Source organism: Aliivibrio fischeri ATCC 7744 = JCM 18803 = DSM 507 (assembly GCF_023983475.1).
In the GTDB taxonomy this organism is placed as follows: domain Bacteria; phylum Pseudomonadota; class Gammaproteobacteria; order Enterobacterales; family Vibrionaceae; genus Aliivibrio; species Aliivibrio fischeri.
The window spans coordinates 2642933-2663396 of sequence record NZ_CP092712.1; the positions used below are offsets into that span (position 1 = coordinate 2642933).

The window sequence follows — 20464 nt, forward strand, 5'->3', positions numbered from 1 at the left end:
TTACAGATAAAAATAAAGAAAAAATTCACTATTTTTACATATTTATTCAGGTTAATTTTATTCAACTTAGATTACATTAATCAATATAATTGGATATTGGCTTGGTATTCACCGTTATATACAAAAAATCGAAGCCCGTTTATATAAAACGAGCTTCGACATAGTGTAAAACAAATTGTTTAAATGTTGTTCTTAATAAACAACACGCATTACTTATTTGCTATTTAGCGCACGAATACGACTTGATAGTGAGTAAAGACGAATAAAGCCTTCGGCATGACTTTGGTCATACACTTCATCAGCACCAAAAGTAGCAAATTCTTCTGAATATAAACTGTTATCAGAACGCTTTTGAATTACCGTCGCATGACCTTTATACAACTTAATAACGACCTCACCATTTACGTCTTTTGCTAGCTCTTCTGATGCCGCTAAGATAGATTTACATAACGGTGTAAACCAACGACCATCATAAACAAGGTGAGAAGCTTTAATGCCTAGCTCTTCACGGAACTCAAATGACGTTTTATCTAAAACAAGTTGCTCAACTGCACGCAGCGCTTCATTAATGATCGTGCCCCCTGGAGTTTCATAACAGCCACGAGACTTCATTCCTACCAAACGGTTTTCAACGATATCAATACGCCCAACACCGTGTTTTGCCCCTTTCTCATTTAGGCATACAACCACTTCATAAGGCGTCATCGCTTTACCATCCACCGCAACAACCGCGCCCTTTTCTACTTTTAATGAGATCGTTTCTGATTCATTTGGTGCTTGCTCAGGATCAACAGTCCATGCCCAACAATCGTCATTTGGTGCATTCCATGTTTCTTCTAAAACCCCACCTTCCGTTGAGATATGCCATGCATTAGCATCACGAGAGTAGATCTTAGTAAGAGAAGCGGTACAAGGGATATTACGCTCAGCCAAATAATCTAAACACTCTTCGCGGCTCACAAGATCCCACTCACGCCATGGAGCAATAACATGAAGATCTGGAGCTAGTGCAGCAAACGCACCTTCAAAACGAATCTGGTCATTACCTTTACCAGTACAACCATGACAAAGCGCATCTGCACCCACATTACGAGCCACTTCAACTTGTGCTTTAGCAATGATAGGACGTGCCATTGACGTTCCTAGTAAATATTTACCTTCATACAACGCGCCTGTTTTTAGCGTTGGGAAAATATACTCAGAAACCATTTCTTCTTTTAAATCAGCGATGTAACACTCAGTCGCCCCCGATGCAATTGCCTTCGCTTCAATACCTTCAAGTTCTTCTTCGCCTTGACCAACATCCGCAACAAAAGCAATCACTTCACAGTTATAATTCTCTTTTAACCATGGGATGATCACAGAGGTATCTAAGCCACCAGAGTATGCGACAACAACCTTGTTTACTTCTACTTTCTTACTCATTCTATTCTCCTTGAACCGCACAACTCGCGGCGACTATATTCTTAAAATTACATTGCCTATTGAGGCTGAAATTGTGTGCCAATGCTGTTTCCAATAAACAACTCAGCTAATTTTTCTGGTGAGCGCCATGAAGCCACTTCTATTGCTCGCCCTAATTCTTGAGCAGCATCCAACGCTGCACGAACTTTAACTATCATGCCATCGGTAATAACAGCTTGGTGAATTAACATTTCAGCTTGCGCTGAGTCCAAACTCTTAATCAGCTGTTTTTCTGCATCCAGTACTCCGGGAACGTCTGACAATAGAACCAAATCAGCATCGAGAGTAGTAGCTACCGCGACCGCAGCTTGATCTGCGTTCACATTCATTAATTCGCCATCATTCGTAATACCGATAGAGCTAATAATCGGCGTTACTTGAGTCGCTAAAATCGCCTCTACTACCTTTGCATCACCAGCCGTTGCTAAGCCTACATTACCTAATTCAGGATTTAGCTGAGTGATTTTACATAAACCACCATCAGCCAAACTTAGACCAATCGCTTTCACACCATTTTTCATCGCTTGGCCCTGTAGCATTTTATTTGCCGTTCCAGCCAACGCACCTGTGATATAACCAATCTGATCTTTTGGAGTAACTCGTAACCCCTCTTTTTTTATTGTTTCTAATTGAAGCTTTGCCATAAGCTCATCAACAAGATAGCCACCACCATGAACAATAATAAGAGAACGCTTGGCTTGCTGTTGATAATTTGAAATTGTTTTAAATAACAGCGTGAGCGTATCGATTGAAGACAATACTGCTCCACCAAGCTTTATAACCAATGGACGTTGATTCATATTTATTATTCTTCCTTAAATCAATGCAGTTAATACCGGAAAACCAAAACGAATATTAATGCATTGCATTGCTTGACTTGATGCACCTTTCAACAAGTTATCAATGGCAGAAACAACGATTAAATGCTCTCCTTGCACTTTCCATCCAATATCGCAAAAAGGGGTTTTCTCGACGGATTGTATTTTTGGCATTTCATTACCTAATAAACGCACCGCTGGCGTTTGGGTATAAGCCGTTTCAAACGCCTCTTGGATTTCTTTTTCTGTCACGCCTTGCGCTAATTTAGTCGTGATCGTCGCTAAAATTCCACGCTTAAAATTACCTAAATGAGGAGTGAAAATTACATCACAACCAAGGTGAGCCGCAATTTCTGGTTGATGGCGATGATTGAACACTCCGTAAGGTTGTAAGCTCACTTCACAAAAAGCACTGGTTAAACTTGCTTTACGTCCTGCTCCTGTTACCCCACTGGTTGCATTGATAACCGGCCATTGATTCTTATCTAATAGCTCAGATTTAACTAACGGTTTTAGTGCTAATTGTGACGCAGTCGGATAACAGCCAGGCACAGCAACCAATTGAGCTTTCGCGATAGCATCGGCATTCCACTCGGCCAAACCATAAACCGCTTTATCTAACCACGCTTCATATTGATGCTCAAAACCATAGAACTCACTGTAAAAGCCTTCTTTTTTAACACGGAAGGCACCAGATAAATCAAACACTACACAGCCATTCTCTAAAAATGTTGCAGCTAAGTTATGGCTGACTTCATGAGCGGTTGCTAGCAAAATAACATCACACTCTTTAGCAACTTGGTTCACATTAACTAATGGTTGCAATGCTTCATCAACAATTCCTTTTAATGAACCATGCAATTCACTGATCGCTTTTCCTTTATCTAAACTGTTTTCTGAAACATATAAACCCGATAAAGAAAGATGTGGATGCTTAAATACCATCAGAGCTAATTCAGCTCCTGTGTATCCACTCGCTCCAATAATGGCTGTTTTCAACATAATTAGTCCCTGCTATCTCTTAAATCTTATTGAAGGGAAAAGCCATTCAGGGTAACGTGAGTGTTGCCCATATTGAAGGTATCCTTTCCTTCTCTCAATTTAGTTATTCACTCAAACTCAACTAAATTGTATTTTTATTCACTTAATGTGATTTAATATGTGTTTTACAGAATTCTCTCTTTTGTGTCAACAGTGGATGTATGAATAAATGAAATTTCCGGAATTTAAAGATTATTATCAACAACTCATTTCAACCTCTTCAATAAGCTCAACCGACTCAAGTTGGGATGAAGGCAATGCAGAAGTCATAAATAAACTTGCACAATGGTGCGAAGATCTTGGGTGTGAAGTTGAGATTGAAGAAATTGAAAAAGGTAAACTCAATCTATTAGCAAAATTAGGATCTGGTGAAGGTGGGTTATTATTAGCAGGTCATACCGATACGGTCCCATACGATGAAGGCCGTTGGAATTATGAACCACACGCATTAACTGAAGCTAACGACCGATTTTATGGATTAGGCACCGCAGACATGAAAGGTTTCTTTGCTTTTATTCTAGAAGCCATTAAAAACATTAATTGGAAAGATCAGTCTAAACCTCTCTATATTCTGGCGACTTGTGATGAAGAAACCACCATGCTTGGTGCTCGTCACTTTGCATCGAATACTAAAATTCAACCCGATTATTGCATCATCGGTGAGCCAACCAGCCTAAAACCGATCCGTGGACATAAAGGACATGTAGCTAATGCCATTCGAGTAACGGGTAAATCGGGACACTCTTCCGATCCCGCTCATGGTGTAAATGCCTTAGAGATCATGAATGAGATCATGTTCGCACTCATGACATTAAAAAATAAATTAGTTAAGGAATACCATAATCCTGGTTTCTCTATTCCTTACCCGACACTTAATCTTGGTCATATCCATGGTGGGGACAGCCCAAACCGTATTTGTGGCTGTTGTGAGCTACATTATGATGTTCGTCCACTGCCGGGGATCAGCTTAGATGGTCTTGATAATATGCTTCGAGATGCTCTAAAAGAGGTTGAAACAAAATGGCCCGGACGTATTGATATTACCCCACTTCATGAGCCAATTCCTGGTTATGAATGCAGCGCCGATAGTCCGATAGTAACGAGTACTGCTGACATTTGTGGGCAAGATGTAGAAACCGTGAACTACTGTACTGAAGCGCCTTTTTTACAAGATCTTTGTCCTACATTAGTACTTGGCCCCGGTTCTATTGAACAAGCTCATCAACCTGATGAGTATCTGGCTTTTTCTTTTATAGACCCAACCATCAGTGTATTAAGTAAATTAATGTACAAACACTGCTTTTAAGCTGAAATAAATTTACAAAACTCGTCAATATGAAAAGTAAGGTTCGATGATCTACGGCAAATTAGCGTTCAAAAAACCAACAAATATTCACCAATATTTGACGAGTAGCCTTAAATTCGGATAGATTGAAGGCAGTAAAAAATCAGGATGTAACAAAATTACAAGTATAGGAAGTATGTATGAATGAAAAGTACGCTGCTTTAAAAAGCAATGTCAGCATGTTGGGTCACCTGCTTGGTAACACGATTCGAGACGCACATGGTGAAGAGCTATTAGCAAAAGTTGAAACCATTCGTAAGCTGTCTAAAACAGCGCGCGCAGGAAGCGACGAAGACCGCAATGCACTGATTGAAGAAATTAAAAGCCTTCCAGACGATCAACTGACACCTGTTGCTCGAGCATTCAGCCAATTTCTAAACCTTACCAATATGGCAGAACAATATCATACTATCTCACGCCATTGTGAAGCACATGTATGTGAACCTGATGCTATTAGTACCTTATTCTCAAAACTAAGCCAAAGTAACGTAAGTAAGCTAGATACTGCACAAGCCGTTCGTGAATTAAATATCGAATTGGTTCTTACTGCACACCCTACTGAAATCGCACGTCGCACCATGATCAACAAGTTGGTTAAAATCAACGAGTGTTTATCAAAGCTTGAGCTTGGTGATATCTCTTTTTCAGAACGAGATAAAACAGAGCGTCGTCTAGAGCAACTGATTGCTCAAGCATGGCACTCGGACGTTATTCGTCAAGAACGTCCAACTCCGCTAGATGAGGCTAAATGGGGCTTTGCTGTTGTTGAAAACTCATTGTGGCAAGGTATTCCAGAGTTCTTACGTGAATTCGACCAACGCCTAGAAGGCCACTTAGGTGAAGGACTTCCAATCGATGCGCGTCCAGTTCACATGTCATCTTGGATGGGTGGAGACCGTGATGGTAACCCATTTGTAACGCACAAAATTACTCGTGAAGTGATGCTTCTTTCTCGTTGGAAAGCAGCTGATCTTTACTTAAAAGACATTAATGAGCTAATCAGCGAACTTTCAATGGTTAAATGTACTGATGAAGTTCGTGAATTGGCAGGGGATCAGCACGAACCTTATCGTGCCATTCTAAAACAACTACGTACATTACTAGGCGATACTCTTGAAAGCCTAGATGCACAAATGAAGGGTGAGCTAGTACCAAATAAAGCTATCCTGACTGATGCTGACCAACTTTGGAACCCTCTATACGCATGTTACCAATCACTGCATGCTTGTGGCATGGGGATCATTGCTGATGGTTCATTGCTGGATACATTACGTCGAGTAAAAGCATTTGGTGCTCACTTAGTTCGTTTGGATATCCGCCAAGAAAGTACCCGTCACTCAGATGTATTATCTGAACTGACTCGTTACTTAGGCATTGGTGATTATGACCAATGGAGCGAACAAGATAAAATTTCATTCCTTGTTAATGAACTAAGCTCGAAACGTCCTCTTCTTCCACGCAAATGGGAACCGTCTCCAGAAGTTCAAGAAGTTATTGATACTTGTAGAGTAGTTGCAGAACAATCTAAAGAAGCATTAGGCTCTTATGTCATTTCAATGGCTCGTACGGCATCAGACGTACTGGCTGTTCATCTGTTACTTCAAGAAGCAGGTTGTCCATTCCGTATGGATGTGTGTCCATTATTCGAAACTTTAGACGATTTAAATCGCTCTAAAGAAGTAATGGAACAACTATTCTCTATTGATTGGTATCGTGGATTTATCCAAAACCATCAAATGGTGATGATCGGTTACTCTGATTCAGCTAAAGATGCCGGTGTAATGTCTGCTGGTTGGGCTCAGTACAGCGCAATGGAAGCACTTGTCGAAGTCTGTGAGAAAGAAAGTATTGAACTGACACTTTTCCACGGTCGTGGCGGTACTATCGGTCGTGGCGGTGCACCAGCGCACGCTGCACTCTTATCTCAACCACCTAAGAGCTTAAAAGGTGGTCTACGAGTAACAGAACAAGGTGAGATGATCCGATTCAAACTGGGTCTTCCTGAAGTAGCAGTCAACAGCTTTAACTTGTACGCAAGTGCAATTCTTGAAGCAAACCTTCTGCCACCACCGGAACCGAAACAAGAATGGCGCGACTTAATGGAAGTGCTATCAGAAGTATCGTGTGAAGCTTACCGTAACGTCGTTCGTGGCGAAAAAGACTTTGTACCTTATTTCCGCGCAGCAACACCAGAACTAGAGCTAGGTAAACTTCCTCTCGGTTCTCGCCCAGCAAAACGTAATCCAAATGGTGGCGTTGAAAGTTTACGTGCTATTCCATGGATTTTCTCATGGAGTCAAAACCGCCTTGTGCTTCCTGCATGGTTAGGAGCAGGTGAAGCGATTCAATATTCAATTGATAAGGGTCACCAAGAACTACTAGAAGAGATGTGTCGTGAATGGCCATTCTTCTCAACACGCCTTGGTATGCTTGAAATGGTTTACACTAAATGTAATCCACAGATGTCTGAATACTACGATCAACGTTTGACTGATAAATCACTATGGCCGTTAGGCGAGCGTCTACGTAATCAACTACAGACAGATATCAAAGCGGTACTAAATGTAGAAAACAATGACCACTTGATGGAACGTGACCCATGGGGTTCAGAATCCATTCGTCTACGTAATATCTATGTTGACCCACTAAATATGCTACAAGCAGAGCTTCTGTTCCGTACTCGTCAACAAGAAGAGACGTCACCAGAGCTTGAAGAAGCACTTATGGTAACTATAGCGGGTATTGCAGCGGGTATGCGTAACACAGGTTAACTTATCGCAGATAAAAAGAATCCTTCCTAATTTAAGGTCACTTCGGTGGCCTTTTTTATTTTAGTTTTCTCTTTGCTTCTCAAGACTTCAACATCAAAAACAAAAAAAGTCGCTACCATGAGCGACTTTTATTATAAGTAATAATAAATATTATTTTGGACGAACACCTAATGTATGACACAGTGCGTAAGTATGCTCGGCACGGTTAAGCGTATAGAAATGGAAATCTTTCACTCCTTCACGACTCAAAATACGAGTCATATCAATCGCATGACTTGCTCCAACCATTTGACGAGTCACAGGATCATCATCTAACCCTTCAAACTGTTGTGCCATCCAACCTGGAATTTTCACATTATTCATTTTGGCAAAACGAGAAGCTTGCTTAAAGTTCGACACAGGTAAGATCCCTGGAATGATTTCCACATCAATACCAGCAGAAACGCAGCGATCACGAAAACGTAAATAGCTCTCTACATCAAAAAAGAACTGAGTAATCGCACGGCTTGCACCTGCATCCACTTTACGTTTCAAGTTAAGTAAATCAGCTTGAGCACTCTTCGCTTCTGGGTGTACTTCAGGGAAAGCGGCAACAGAAATATCAAAATCATGTTGGGACTTAAGTAACTCTACTAAATCTGAAGCATACATCTCAGGAGCTCCACCACCCGGAGGAATATCACCACGTAAAGCAACGATATCTTTAATACCATTTGCCCAATAATCATTAGCAATATCAATTAGCTCTGAGCGACTCGCATCAATACACGTTAGATGGGGAGCGGCAATTAAACCAGTTTGCTCTTTAATTTCTTTAATAATTGAGTGGGTGCGATCACGTTCACCAGAGTTTGCACCATAAGTTACTGATACAAATTTAGGTTTTAGTGTTTTCAAGCGGTGGATAGAATTCCATAGTGTTTCTTCCATCTTCTCTGAACTTGGCGGAAAAAACTCAAAAGATACGTTGATATTGCCGTCTAATTCAGCAATATTTTGATTCAGTGACTCTAAGTGGCTTGCGTGTGAATATGCCATGTCTTGCTCTCCCTGCCGTAGTATCAAAAGGTAATACTACAAAATCTCATCATCCATGATGACATCATTTAGACGTCTATATGTCTACAGAATGTATGCAATAGAGTTCAAAGTCAAGGTTCTGATTATGAATTTTTCTCAAGTTGTAATTGAGCTTTTTTCAAGATAGAAAAAATAAGATGAGGAAGTAGAAACTGTGGGAGATATTTAAAAATAAAAAAAACGCCAGTCCGAGGACTAGCGTTTTAAATCATAAGTTGGCTATTGATTACTCAGCAGCAACAACTTCTAATTTCAATGTAGCAAATACTTCAGAGTGAAGTTGGATGCTAACTTCGAAAGAACCAGTTGTACGTAGAGCGCCTTCAGGAAGACGAACTTCGCTTTTCGCGATTTCAACGCCAGCAGCTGTAGCAGCTTCAGCGATGTCACGAGTACCGATTGAACCGAATAGTTTACCTTCGTCACCAGATTTTGATGCGATTGTAACTTCTAGAGCGTTAACTTTCTCAGCGCGAGCTTCAGCAGCAGCTAGTTGCTTAGCAACGTTAGCTTCTAGTTCAGCACGACGAGTTTCAAACATCTCTACGTTAGCTTTAGTTGCCATAACAGCCTTACCTTGTGGGATAAGGAAGTTACGTGCGTAACCAGCTTTAACGTTAACTTGGTCGCCAAGGCTACCTAGGTTACCGATTTTATCAAGTAGAATAACTTGCATTATCTTAGTCCTCTATAAACTTAATTAAACAACTAACGACTTACAGATGCTTATCTGTGTACGGTAGAAGTGCAAGGTAACGAGAACGCTTGATAGCGCGAGCTAGCTGACGTTGGTATTTAGCACGAGTACCAGTGATACGGCTAGGTACGATTTTACCAGCTTCAGTGATGTAGTTTTTTAGAGTTGCTACGTCTTTGTAGTCAATCTCTTGTACGCCTTCTGCAGTAAAACGGCAGAATTTACGACGACGGAAGAAACGAGCCATGGGCTATCTCCAGATCTAAATTAGTTTAATATGCTCAGCATGTAACACTACTCTCGACACACCATTTCGGCCTGTCTGGTATGTGATAAAACCACCTACCGTAACGTTACTGCCTTGAGCTAAATTTGCAGTTAAAGCTTGTGACCCTTGTCCACTCACTACCACGTTCATTCTGCAATAGACTTGTCGTGATAAGTCAGCTTCCTGTTTAATCGAACGATGCTCAATGACAAAATGACAATGAGGTATGCCCGCAGGACTTAGACTTCGAACCGGAGCCTTTGCGATAACACCGCTTAACTCCAATCGATTGGTCATCAAATCAATTACTCAGCAGCAGCTTCTTCAGCGCGTGGTGCAGCGTCTTCACGCTTAGCAGAACGCTCTTCTTTAGCTTTCATCATTACTGATGGCTCAGTGATCGCAGCTTTTGTACGCATGATCATGTTACGTAGAACAGCATCGTTGTAACGGAATGCAGTTTCTAGTTCATCAATAACAGCTTGCTCAGACTCAACGTTCATAAGAACGTAGTGTGCTTTGTGCAGCTTGTTGATTGGGTAAGCCATTTTACGACGACCCCAATCTTCTAGACGGTGGATAGTACCGCCAGCTTCAGTGATTGAACCAGTGTAACGCTCGATCATGCCAGCAACTTGCTCGCTTTGATCAGGATGCACCATGAATACGATTTCATAATGACGCATTGGTTGCTCCTTACGGATTATTCAGCTTCCACGAACGGCTCGGTCATCCAAGGGAAGCAAGGAACTAAAAAAAAGACCGAGAATTAAGGACGGCAGATAGTATATAAAAACAGCGCTAGTAGCAAGAAAAAGATACTTAAATCACAAAAATATTTTCGTCTTTACCAAGAAAAAAAGAGAATGAAAAAACATCCTCTTTTTTGAGCTTATTTCATAATGCTAATCAGGTAATTAGCATCTAAATGCCTACTTATTTAGCCTTGTAACGCTCGTTGACGTACTGCTTCAAATAAACAGATACCAGACGCTACAGAAACATTTAAACTTGATACAGAGCCAGCCATTGGGATTTTAATTAAGTCATCACACGTTTCACGTGTTAAGCGACGCATGCCATCCCCTTCAGCACCCATAACTATTGCTAAAGGACCAGTTAATTTAGACTGGAATACATCATGAGTTGCCTCACCAGCAGTCCCAACAAACCATACGCCCTTTTCTTGTAATGCACGCATTGTACGAGCTAGGTTAGTTACACGTACTAAAGGAACCGTTTCAGCCGCACCACATGCAACTTTACTTACGGTTGCTGTCATTGATGCAGATTTGTCTTTTGGTACGATAACCGCAGCAACACCTGCCGCATCAGCATTACGTAAACATGCACCTAGATTGTGCGGATCAGTCACACCATCAAGAACAAGCAATAATGGATTATCTGTTTGAGACACGATATCGTCTAAATCATGTTCATTCAGTTGCTTAGCTGGCGTTACACGAGCAATAATTCCTTGGTGATTTGCACCTTTCGCTTTGTCATCCAACGTTTTACGTGGCAGTTCTTGAATCTTAAAACCCAACTGCGTTAATTCATTCAAGATTGGTAATAAGCGATCGTCTTGACGACCTTTTAATACAAATACTTCAATAAAACGGGCAGGATCACGCTCTAGTACTGCTTTGGCTGCGTGGATACCAAAAATATAATCATTACTCATGCTGTCGCTTCTTTTCTTTACTTATTTGTTTATCTAAATGGGGCTATAACCGCCCCATTATCGAAATTACTTATTTGCCTTTGGCTTTCTTGCTTTAACTTTTTTCTTGTGCTTCGGCTTTTTCTTAGCTTTCACACCTTCTGTTGAGCCGTCAGGGCGTTTTGTTGGTTCAACCATCGCTTGCGCTTTTGATTTTACCTTACCTTTTTTACCCTTAGATTTTCGTTCGCCAAGTTGACCTAAACCTTTAGGTTCAGACTTATCACCTTTTTTCTTTGGCTTGAAATTAGGATCACGACGTGGCTCTTTTGCACCACGTTTTTTCGCATTTTCTTTTGCTGTTTTACCATGTCCACGAGCTTTACGCATTGAGCTAGTGCACTCGAAATCGATATTACGATCATCAAGGTTTACCGCAACAACTTTAACCGTAACTTGATCGCCAAGACGGAAAACTTGACCAGAACTTTCACCAGTTAAACGCTGCCCTGCAGGATCAAACTGGTAGTAGTCATTAGCTAGTGATGAAATATGAACTAAACCATCAATATGAAGATCGTTTAATCGAACAAAGAAACCAAAGCCTGTGACATTAGCAATCACACCTTCAAGCTCTTCACCGATATGATCTTGCATGTATTCACATTTCAGCCAATCAGATACATCACGTGTTGCATCATCAGCACGACGCTCTGTCATTGAACATTGCTCACCAAATACATCCATATCATCGAATGAATAATGGTAACCACCTGTTGGTGTCCAACGATCGTTATTCTGACCTTTTTCTTTTGCAATAAGATACTTAATTGCACGGTGCAGCAATAAGTCTGGGTAACGACGAATTGGTGACGTAAAGTGTGCGTAACGTTTCAATGCCAAACCAAAGTGCCCAGCATTATCTGCGTTATATACCGCCTGCTTCATTGAGCGTAGCAGCATAGTTTGAATCAATTCTTTGTCTGGGCGATCAGCAATCACATGCACCAATTGACCGTAATCCGTTGGTGATGGTGTTAATCCACCAGATAGGCTTAAACCTAGCTCCCCTAAGAAGTCACGGAACCCTTGAAGGCGTTCTTCTCCTGGAGATTCATGCACACGATACAAAGCTGGCTCTTTGGCTTTTTCAACAAAAGTAGCCGATGCAATGTTAGCTAGAATCATACACTCTTCGATGATCTTGTGTGCATCATTACGTATCACTGGCTCAATACTGTCAATCTTACGATCCGCATTGAAGATAAATTTAGTTTCAATGGTTTCAAACTCAATCGCACCACGTGCTTCACGTGCTGTTTTTAGCACTTGATACATGTTGTGAAGCTCTTTTAAGTGTGGAACTAAAGGCTCATAACGCTGTGTTAGCTCTTCATCACCATCAAGAATGTCACTTACTTTATTGTAAGTAAGGCGAGCGTGTGAATTCATCACCGCTTCATAATGCTTGTAACCAGAAAGCTTACCTGATGCAGAGATAGTCATCTCACACACCATACATAAACGGTCGACTTGTGGGTTCAATGAACATAGTCCATTAGAGAGAACCTCTGGCAACATTGGAACCACTTGCGCAGGGAAGTAAACCGAGTTACCACGTTGAATCGCTTCTTTATCTAATGCGTTATCAGGGCGAACATAATAACTTACATCAGCAATCGCCACCCATAAGCGCCAGCCACCAGAAGCTTTAGCTTGACAGAATACAGCATCATCAAAATCTCGTGCATCTTCACCATCAATCGTAACCAATGGTAATTCACGTAAATCAACACGACCTTCTTTTGCTTCTTCTGGTACTTCTTCACCTAGCCCTTCAACTTGTTTCTCAACCGCTGTTGGCCATACGTGTGGAATATTATGAGTACGAAGTGCAATATCAATTTCCATTCCTGGTGCCATATTTTCACCAAGAACTTCTGTAATTTTACCTGTCATACCTCGAGCACGGCTACCACGATCAGTGATATCCATAACAACAACGTTACCCATTCGGGCACCCATTTTGTGCTCTTTAGGAATGAAGATATCTTGGCTAATACGAGAATCATCAGGAACAACGAATCCCATGCCATCTTCAATAAAGAACCGACCAACAATGCCTTCGTTACGAGGCTCTAATACACGAACCACTCGGCCTTCTTTTCGGCCTCGTTTATCCGTTCCTGTTGGTTGTACTAATACCACATCACCATGAATCACTTTCTTCATTTGGTGGAAAGGAAGCAGTACATCGTTATCTTTACCTAGGCTACCTTCTGGACGGATCCAACCGAAACCATCACGGTGCCCTAATACCACACCTTTTAACATTTCGATGCGTTCTGGCAATGCATAACATTGACGACGAGTGAATACTAACTGGCCATCACGCTCCATTGCACGTAAACGACGACGTAAACCTTCATAGCTATCTTCACCAGATAAACCTAGGGCTTCGAATAAGTCATTACGATTTAACGGTGCATCGGCTTTTTCAAAAAATTCTAGAATAAATTCACGACTTGGAATTGGATTCTCGTATTTTTCAGCTTCTCGATCTTGAAAAGGATCGTTTTGAATAATCTTAGACATAGGCTGACCTGCTTAGTCGGAGAGACAAGAAATATAGTTATATTGTACCTGAGTATGCCTATAACAGATAGGAAAGGATCTGGAATTCAAGTCTTAAATTCGCTTCAAAAGAATGAGTAATTCACTGTTATCAGTAAGCATGTCTTGAATCGTATGTTTATCAAGCTCATCTAAAAACGCTTGCTTTGCTTTCGCTAATACACCTTTTAAACGACATGCCGGTGTAATATGGCAAAACTCAGGAGCACAGTTAACCACTTGTAATGGTTCAATTGCTCGAATGACGTCACCAATAATAATTTGATCCGCAGGTTTTCCTAAACAGATCCCACCATTTTTACCTCGAACGGTTTTGACATACCCTTCTTGGCCCAACTTGTTAATTATTTTCACCATATGATTACGCGATACATCAAAAGTTTCAGTAACCACTGTAATGCTGGTCAACTCACCTTCTGGTAATGACGCTAAATAAATCAAGGCTCTCAAGCCAAAATCAGTGAAATTTGTTAATTGCATATCCTCTCCTTCTCTTTTTTCATTGTAATTCTTCTCTTGACTAAAAGATATATTTTAGATACAACTTATAACATACATTATAAATACACCTTTAAAGGTAAACAATATGCTCAACAAAAATACCATTGATATCGTTAAATCAACAATTCCATTACTTGCAGAAACTGGCCCTGCTTTAACTGCGCATTTTTACGATCGCATGTTTACACATAATCCTGAGTTAAAAGATATTTTTAACATGAGTAATCAACGCAATGGCGACCAACGAGAAGCATTATTTAATGCTATTTGCGCTTACGCGGTGAATATTGAAAATCTTGAAGTGCTATTACCAGCGGTTGAAAAAATTGCCCATAAACATACAAGTTTTATGATCACAGCAGAACAATACAGTATTGTTGGTGGTCATTTACTTGCCACTATTGATGAAATGCTTTCTCCTGGACAAGAAGTATTAGATGCTTGGGGTGAGGCCTATGGCGTTCTTGCAAATGTCTTTATTCAACGTGAAGAACAAATTTACCAAGAGAATGATAACCAAGAAGGCGGCTGGCGTGGTCTACGTGAATTTGAGCTTATTGCAAAAGAAAAAGAAAGTGAACTAATCACAAGTTTTACCTTTACCCCAACAGATGATCGACCTGTTTCTCACTTTAAGCCAGGTCAATACTTAGGTATCTACTTAACTTCTGAAGAATTTGAAAATCAAGAAATTCGTCAATACAGTTTATCTTCAGCTCCACAAGAAAAAACATACCGTATATCAGTAAAACGAGAAGATGGCGGTAAAGCATCAAACTATCTGCATAATCAATTGAATATTGGAGATAAAGTAAATCTTGCCGCCCCTGCTGGTGACTTTTTCTTAGATGTTGAAGCATCAACACCAGTAACTCTTATTTCTGCTGGTGTAGGGTTAACACCGACTCTTTCTATGCTTGAGACATTAACAGAGCATAACGCAAGCGTGAACTGGTTACATGCGACAGAAAATGGTACTCAGCATGCCTTCAGAGAACATGTAAATACGTTAGCAGAAGCACATTCACATATCTCAACTTACACTTGGTATAACCAACCACAAGAAATAGATAAATTAGCTCAGCATTTTAACTTCTCAGGCCTTATGAATTTATCTGAAGTTAAAAATGAAATTATTACAGATAATGGCCATTACTATTTCTGTGGACCAGTTGGCTTTATGCAACACGTCGCAAAACAATTAGTTGAGCTAGGTGTTTCCGAAGACCGTATCCATTACGAATGCTTTGGACCACATAAAGTGCTTTAATTTTTATAAAGTAGAAATGCAAAAACGCCCAATGACATAATCATTGGGCGTTTTTTCGAGTTGATGAAACTCAATCGACTAAAATGAATCTTCTTTCAGGTTTACCAGAAAGTGTCTCGGCGCTTAGCCCTAGCGATCACATTACCTGGCATACGCATTTCTAATCCACTTCTTAAATTAGCAATTCGCTTATGTTTACGTCCATCAGCAGTAACAGAATTATACAGCCAACGGTACGCATCTTCGTAATCTAATGGACTACCATAATCACTAAGTAGCAATTCAGCTAAATGAATACGCGCATTAATGTTTCCCATGCCTGCTGCTTCACGCAAGTATGGAATTGCTCGCTCTCTATCCTGCTGAACTAATGTGCCTTTGGCATAATAACGGCCAATTTGCTCTAACGCAGCAGGTAAGCCTTGTCTCGCAGCATTTTCCATATAATACAGGCCAAGTTCGACATCACGATCAACACATACACCCCATGCAAGCATATCTCCGTAAAGGAACTCATAAGCAGGTGAATCGATTTTAGTTGCTCGCGCAACGATATCTTGAACTAACTGACAATTATCAACGTTCTTCACCTGATTTAAGTGTGAATTGGTATCAAACAGTCGAAATAATTGGTTTTCGGTATAAATTGGGATCGGCTCTCCGATCTCTTCGCTAGCTGCATAAGTTGGCGCAAATGCCACCAAACATGCCGCTACGAGGTGTCGTAGTTTCATAATTCATCAACTCTTTATAACTGTATTTATTATATCGACGTTGGCGGCAACATCTTTAGACAAAATTTGCCCTAAGTGGCAATTTTTTGCCCACTAGATATAAGTTATTGATTCAACGATATTTGAGTATTTGATGGGGGAAGAGATAGGGACTAGGGACTAGGGACTAAGGACTAAGGACTAGGGACTAGGGACTAAGGACTAAGGACTAGGGACTAGGGACTAGAAACTAGAAACTAGAATACCAGACATAAAAAAACCAGCTACATGAGCTGGTTTTTCTTTCATTCACTAAGCCATTAAGCTTGGAATGGGTGTACTTTGATGATTGTCTCGTTACGGTCAGGACCTGTAGAGATAATATCAATTGGCACGCCTGTTAGATCTTCAATACGCTTGATGTAGTTTAGTGCAGCTTGTGGAAGCTCTTCTAATGTTTTCGCACCAAATGTGTTTTCAGACCAGCCTGGCATTGTTTCGTATACTGGAGTTGCTTCTTCAAATGCTTCAGCAGCCATTGGAGAAACTTCTAGTAAAGAACCATCTTTCATCTGGTAACCAGTACAGATTTTTAGTTCTTCTAGACCATCTAATACGTCTAGTTTAGTTAGACACATACCAGATAGTGAGTTGATTTGGATTGCACGACGCATCGCAACAGCATCAAACCAACCAGTACGACGTAGACGACCAGTTGTTGCGCCAAACTCGTGGCCAACAGTACCAAGGTGTTTACCAATTGGATCTTGCTTCTCTAAACCATCGTATAACTCTGTAGGGAATGGACCTGAACCTACACGAGTACAGTATGCTTTAGTAATACCTAGGATGTAACCTAAGTGACGAGGACCAAAACCAGAACCTGCAGCAACGCCACCAGCGGTAGTATTAGAAGATGTTACGTAAGGGTAAGTACCGTGGTCGATATCTAGAAGAGTACCTTGAGCACCTTCAAACATGATCTTGTCGCCGCGCTTACGTGCTGCATCAAGAGTATCAGTAACATCGATAACCATTGAAGTTAGTAGATCAGCATAGCTCATTGCTTGCTCAAGTACTTCTTCGTAGCTTACTGGTTCAACTTTGTAGTAGTTAACTAATGCAAAGTTATGGAATTCCATTACTTCTTTTAGTTTTTCTGCGAAAGCAACTTTATCAAATAGATCGCCAACACGTAGACCACGACGAGATACTTTATCTTCGTACGCTGGACCGATACCACGACCTGTTGTACCAATTGCTTTGTTACCACGTGCGATTTCACGCGCTTGGTCTAGCGCAACGTGATAAGGAAGAATTAGAGGACAAGCTTCAGAAATGAATAGGCGTTCACGAACTGGAATACCACGCGCTTCAAGTGGCGCCATTTCTTTTAGTAAAGCATCAGGTGAAAGCACTACGCCATTACCGATAATGCATTCAACATTATCACGTAAAATACCTGATGGAATTAAGTGTAGAACGGTTTTTTCACCGTCGATAACTAGAGTGTGGCCTGCATTGTGCCCGCCTTGATAGCGAACTACATACTTTGCATCTTCAGTTAAAAGGTCTACGATTTTACCTTTACCTTCGTCACCCCATTGGGTGCCCAGAACGACAACGTTATTTCCCATCTTTCCAAGTCTGCTTGTTAGTTAAAAATGGATTCTAGCATTGATAGAAAAATCTTTCAGTTATTTTTAACCGAAATCTCACTTTCACTATAAAGCGCTATTAATATTCCATTATTTATTATTTCTTTTTCTAATAAAATCAGAAATTAGTCTGCGATTTTATATTTAAACAAAAAATCAAAGCATCACACTACAAATAACAAGCCCTGCGACCACTAAACATCCACCAATTCGACGCAGCGTATTATCCGGCTGCTCACTCAATTGAGCGACCATATTACGCCAACCATTAGGGGCAATTAATGGTCCCAAACCCTCAACAATTAATACCATACCAATCGCTAACCAAATTGCGTTACTCATTGCCAGTCCTTAATTCGATTCAATTTCTATACGCTAAATACAAAACAAGGCCCCGAAGGACCTTGTTATTTTATACGTTAATTAAACAAATGAATGTTTACTTTCCGCCTTTTGGATCATTCATGTACTTGAAGAAGTCAGTCTTAGGATCAAGTACTAAGATATCACTCTTACTATTAAATGATTTTTCATACGCTCTTAATGAACGAATGAAGCTAAAGAACTCAGGCTCTTTATTAAATGCATCTGCATACAATTTAGCGACTTTTGCGTCTGCATTACCACGAGTAATACGTGCTGTTTTATCTGCTTCAGCAATAATTGTCGCTACTTCAAGCTCTGATTGAGCACGAATAACTTCGGCTTTCTCACGACCTTGAGAACGTAGTTTACGAGCAACAGCTTCACGCTCTGCACGCATACGACGATAAATAGATTCAGAGATCTCTTCTGGTAAGTTGATTTTCTTAATTCGTAAATCAATTACCTCAATCCCTAAATCACCCGTTCCATCTTGCGAATCTAGAAGTACTGTTGCCATTACCTCTTCACGCTTTTCAGAAACAAGCTCTTTTACTGTCGTGCTACCAATCTCTGCACGTAGACCATCAGATACACGGCGTTGTAATAACGCTTCCGCCGTTAGGATATTACCACCGCCCGTAGCTAGGTAGAATTGACCAAAATCTTTAATCTTCCACTTAACATATGAGTCGATGATAACGTCTTTTTTCTCTGACGTTACGAAACGGTCTGATTGATCATCCATTGTTTGGATACGAGCATCTAACGTATTTACACGATCGAACAGTGGCATTTTAAAGTGCAGACCAGGTTCGTAGATACGTGTAATGTTGTTATCTTCTTTAATCAAACGACCAAAACGAGTAACAATACCGCGCTCACCTTCTGGGATCACAAATAGTGACATCAGGAAAATAGCAACAACAACGATAAGTGTTGGGATCATTAACTTACGCATGATTAATATCTCCCTTCACGTGTTGAGTTACGGCCAGTAGAGTTCGTAGTAGTTGGTTGGTTCTTTTTCTCTAATTCAATCGTGTAATCTTTTGAAGACGATGTTGACGTCTTAGGAGATACGTTTGTCGCTCCTTGTTGATTACCCGTAATTTTATCTAATGGAAGATATAAAAGATTTCCATTTGATTCTGAATCGATCAAAACCTTACTTGTATTGCTGTATACACGTTCCATAGTATCAAGGTACAAACGAGTACGAGTTACTTCTGGCGCTTTATTGTATTCAGGCAATAGTTTTTCAAACTGTGCAATTTGACCAATTGCTTCGTTAACTTTACGTTCAGTATAACCTTGAGCTTCTTTCTTCAAACGTTCAGCACGACCTGTCGCTTTTGGAAGAATGTCATTACTGTACGCTTCAGCTTCACGAATGAAACGCTCTTCATCTTCTCGAGCTGCAATTGCATCATCAAATGACGCTTTTACTTGCTCAGGTGGACGAGCTGATTGGAAGTTCACATCAACGACAATTAAACCCATGTCGTATTTATCAATAATACGATTCAGTGTTTCTTGAGTACGTTGACGAATCTCTTGACGACCACTGGTCAAGATGTCATCCATTTTTGCATCACCAATAACAGCACGTAATGCAGAATCTGTCGCTTGACGTAAGCTGTCATCAGCATTCGTTACGGTATAAAGATATTTATGAGCATCAGCAACACGGTATTGAACACCCATCTCAACAGTAACTACGTTTTCATCTTTCGTTAGCATTAAACCTTTTGAGTTTAAAGAACGAATAGACTGAATGTTTACTGGTGTAACTTGATCAATAAAGGTTGGTTTCCAGTTTAGACCTGGATCAACCATACGATCGTATTGGCCAAAACGTAATACAACGCCTCGGTCACTTTCACCAATAGTATAGAAACCAGAGAATACCCAAATAGCAATAGCGACAACTGCAATCAGTCCTAAACCAACTGCACCACCATTACCAAATGAAGGTAAACCACTGCCACCTTTATTGCTTCCACCGTTATTACCACCACCAAACTTACCGCTTAGCTTCTGGCTTAACTTGTTAAACACCTCATCAAGATCTGGTGGACCTTGATCACGACCACCGCGATTTTTATTACCCCAAGGGTCTTTATCGCCGCCGTTATTGTTGTTGTTATTTCCAGGCTCATTCCACGCCATTAGAAA

The 20464-nt window shown here is 40.6% G+C and carries 19 protein-coding genes; 3 read left to right on the forward strand and 16 right to left on the reverse strand.

The features are described from left to right. Nucleotides 1-213 precede the first annotated feature (213 nt). Genes AVFI_RS12080 through argC form a run of 3 tightly spaced genes read right to left on the reverse strand, consistent with a single transcriptional unit; the run spans nt 214 to nt 3284 of the window. Complete coding sequence (locus tag AVFI_RS12080; RefSeq protein WP_054775329.1) at nt 214-1425, reverse strand: argininosuccinate synthase; 1212 nt, start codon at nt 1423-1425, stop codon at nt 214-216. A gap of 56 nt (nt 1426-1481) precedes the next feature. Beyond that, entirely contained in the window at nt 1482-2264 is a 783-nt protein-coding gene (gene argB, locus AVFI_RS12085) for an acetylglutamate kinase (RefSeq protein ID WP_155682459.1), read from the reverse strand. Nucleotides 2265-2279: 15 nt separating this feature from the next. Further along, nucleotides 2280-3284, reverse strand: coding sequence for an N-acetyl-gamma-glutamyl-phosphate reductase (argC, locus tag AVFI_RS12090; RefSeq protein ID WP_188863411.1), 1005 nt, complete (start codon nt 3282-3284; stop codon nt 2280-2282). Between the two features lie 208 nt (nt 3285-3492). Between argC and argE the strand changes: the two genes are divergently transcribed. Both argE and ppc read left to right on the forward strand, forming a co-directional pair. Then, nucleotides 3493-4629 (forward strand): acetylornithine deacetylase, encoded by a 1137-nt coding sequence (gene argE / locus AVFI_RS12095; protein WP_054775327.1) that lies wholly within the window; start codon nt 3493-3495, stop codon nt 4627-4629. A gap of 179 nt (nt 4630-4808) precedes the next feature. Further along, the gene (gene ppc, locus AVFI_RS12100) at nt 4809-7439 is read left to right on the forward strand and encodes a phosphoenolpyruvate carboxylase (RefSeq protein ID WP_005421129.1); all 2631 of its coding nucleotides are present in this window, start codon (nt 4809-4811) and stop codon (nt 7437-7439) included. A 150-nt stretch (nt 7440-7589) separates the two neighbouring features. Here the strand turns inward: ppc and metF are convergent, their stop codons facing one another. From metF to nsrR, 8 genes are all read right to left on the reverse strand, one after another. Next, nucleotides 7590-8477 carry a methylenetetrahydrofolate reductase gene (gene metF / locus AVFI_RS12105; RefSeq protein WP_005421132.1) on the reverse strand — a complete coding sequence of 296 codons (888 nt, stop codon included), beginning with the start codon at nt 8475-8477 and terminating at the stop codon, nt 7590-7592. A gap of 268 nt (nt 8478-8745) precedes the next feature. Further along, nucleotides 8746-9195 (reverse strand): 50S ribosomal protein L9, encoded by a 450-nt coding sequence (rplI, locus tag AVFI_RS12110; protein WP_005421134.1) that lies wholly within the window; start codon nt 9193-9195, stop codon nt 8746-8748. Nucleotides 9196-9235: 40 nt separating this feature from the next. After that, nucleotides 9236-9463: a 30S ribosomal protein S18 gene (rpsR, locus tag AVFI_RS12115; RefSeq protein WP_005421136.1), complete on the reverse strand. Its 228-nt coding sequence runs from the start codon at nt 9461-9463 to the stop codon at nt 9236-9238. Nucleotides 9464-9478: 15 nt separating this feature from the next. Continuing rightward, complete coding sequence (gene priB, locus AVFI_RS12120) at nt 9479-9781, reverse strand: primosomal replication protein N (RefSeq protein WP_005421138.1); 303 nt, start codon at nt 9779-9781, stop codon at nt 9479-9481. A gap of 8 nt (nt 9782-9789) precedes the next feature. Then, nucleotides 9790-10170 carry a 30S ribosomal protein S6 gene (rpsF, locus tag AVFI_RS12125; protein ID WP_054775326.1) on the reverse strand — a complete coding sequence of 127 codons (381 nt, stop codon included), beginning with the start codon at nt 10168-10170 and terminating at the stop codon, nt 9790-9792. Nucleotides 10171-10424: 254 nt separating this feature from the next. Next, on the reverse strand, nt 10425-11168 hold the full coding sequence (gene rlmB / locus AVFI_RS12130) for a 23S rRNA (guanosine(2251)-2'-O)-methyltransferase RlmB (protein WP_012533283.1): 744 nt from the start codon (nt 11166-11168) through the stop codon (nt 10425-10427). Nucleotides 11169-11234: 66 nt separating this feature from the next. After that, nucleotides 11235-13742 (reverse strand): ribonuclease R, encoded by a 2508-nt coding sequence (gene rnr, locus AVFI_RS12135; RefSeq protein WP_188863410.1) that lies wholly within the window; start codon nt 13740-13742, stop codon nt 11235-11237. A gap of 93 nt (nt 13743-13835) precedes the next feature. Further along, nucleotides 13836-14261 carry a nitric oxide-sensing transcriptional repressor NsrR gene (gene nsrR, locus AVFI_RS12140; RefSeq protein ID WP_017019986.1) on the reverse strand — a complete coding sequence of 142 codons (426 nt, stop codon included), beginning with the start codon at nt 14259-14261 and terminating at the stop codon, nt 13836-13838. Nucleotides 14262-14367: 106 nt separating this feature from the next. Between nsrR and hmpA the strand changes: the two genes are divergently transcribed. After that, nucleotides 14368-15552: an NO-inducible flavohemoprotein gene (hmpA, locus tag AVFI_RS12145; RefSeq protein ID WP_199414887.1), complete on the forward strand. Its 1185-nt coding sequence runs from the start codon at nt 14368-14370 to the stop codon at nt 15550-15552. Nucleotides 15553-15653: 101 nt separating this feature from the next. Here the strand turns inward: hmpA and motX are convergent, their stop codons facing one another. From motX to hflK, 5 genes are all read right to left on the reverse strand, one after another. Further along, nucleotides 15654-16286 (reverse strand): flagellar protein MotX, encoded by a 633-nt coding sequence (motX, locus tag AVFI_RS12150; protein ID WP_017019984.1) that lies wholly within the window; start codon nt 16284-16286, stop codon nt 15654-15656. Nucleotides 16287-16585: 299 nt separating this feature from the next. Continuing rightward, complete coding sequence (locus AVFI_RS12155) at nt 16586-17902, reverse strand: adenylosuccinate synthase (protein WP_005421150.1); 1317 nt, start codon at nt 17900-17902, stop codon at nt 16586-16588. Between the two features lie 177 nt (nt 17903-18079). Continuing rightward, entirely contained in the window at nt 18080-18265 is a 186-nt protein-coding gene (locus AVFI_RS12160; protein WP_005421152.1) for a DUF2065 domain-containing protein, read from the reverse strand. 97 nt (nt 18266-18362) lie between these two features. Next, nucleotides 18363-19247, reverse strand: coding sequence for a protease modulator HflC (gene hflC, locus AVFI_RS12165; protein ID WP_005421154.1), 885 nt, complete (start codon nt 19245-19247; stop codon nt 18363-18365). 2 nt (nt 19248-19249) lie between these two features. Then, a complete protein-coding gene (gene hflK, locus AVFI_RS12170; protein ID WP_012533421.1) occupies nt 19250-20458 on the reverse strand; it encodes an FtsH protease activity modulator HflK in 1209 nt (402 codons plus the stop codon). Between the last annotated feature and the right edge of the window lie 6 nt (nt 20459-20464).

Bases quoted from the DNA above. Each gene is read 5' to 3' on its own strand.
- AVFI_RS12080 (WP_054775329.1), bottom strand. From the start codon at position 1,425: ATGAGTAAGAAAGTAGAAGTAAACAAGGTTGTTGTCGCATACTCTGGT.
- argB (WP_155682459.1), bottom strand. From the start codon at position 2,264: ATGAATCAACGTCCATTGGTTATAAAGCTTGGTGGAGCAGTATTGTCT.
- argC (WP_188863411.1), bottom strand. From the start codon at position 3,284: ATGTTGAAAACAGCCATTATTGGAGCGAGTGGATACACAGGAGCTGAA.
- argE (WP_054775327.1), top strand. From the start codon at position 3,493: ATGAAATTTCCGGAATTTAAAGATTATTATCAACAACTCATTTCAACC.
- ppc (WP_005421129.1), top strand. From the start codon at position 4,809: ATGAATGAAAAGTACGCTGCTTTAAAAAGCAATGTCAGCATGTTGGGT.
- metF (WP_005421132.1), bottom strand. From the start codon at position 8,477: ATGGCATATTCACACGCAAGCCACTTAGAGTCACTGAATCAAAATATT.
- rplI (WP_005421134.1), bottom strand. From the start codon at position 9,195: ATGCAAGTTATTCTACTTGATAAAATCGGTAACCTAGGTAGCCTTGGC.
- rpsR (WP_005421136.1), bottom strand. From the start codon at position 9,463: ATGGCTCGTTTCTTCCGTCGTCGTAAATTCTGCCGTTTTACTGCAGAA.
- priB (WP_005421138.1), bottom strand. From the start codon at position 9,781: ATGACCAATCGATTGGAGTTAAGCGGTGTTATCGCAAAGGCTCCGGTT.
- rpsF (WP_054775326.1), bottom strand. From the start codon at position 10,170: ATGCGTCATTATGAAATCGTATTCATGGTGCATCCTGATCAAAGCGAG.
- rlmB (WP_012533283.1), bottom strand. From the start codon at position 11,168: ATGAGTAATGATTATATTTTTGGTATCCACGCAGCCAAAGCAGTACTA.
- rnr (WP_188863410.1), bottom strand. From the start codon at position 13,742: ATGTCTAAGATTATTCAAAACGATCCTTTTCAAGATCGAGAAGCTGAA.
- nsrR (WP_017019986.1), bottom strand. From the start codon at position 14,261: ATGCAATTAACAAATTTCACTGATTTTGGCTTGAGAGCCTTGATTTAT.
- hmpA (WP_199414887.1), top strand. From the start codon at position 14,368: ATGCTCAACAAAAATACCATTGATATCGTTAAATCAACAATTCCATTA.
- motX (WP_017019984.1), bottom strand. From the start codon at position 16,286: ATGAAACTACGACACCTCGTAGCGGCATGTTTGGTGGCATTTGCGCCA.
- AVFI_RS12155 (WP_005421150.1), bottom strand. From the start codon at position 17,902: ATGGGAAATAACGTTGTCGTTCTGGGCACCCAATGGGGTGACGAAGGT.
- AVFI_RS12160 (WP_005421152.1), bottom strand. From the start codon at position 18,265: ATGAGTAACGCAATTTGGTTAGCGATTGGTATGGTATTAATTGTTGAG.
- hflC (WP_005421154.1), bottom strand. From the start codon at position 19,247: ATGCGTAAGTTAATGATCCCAACACTTATCGTTGTTGTTGCTATTTTC.
- hflK (WP_012533421.1), bottom strand. From the start codon at position 20,458: ATGGCGTGGAATGAGCCTGGAAATAACAACAACAATAACGGCGGCGAT.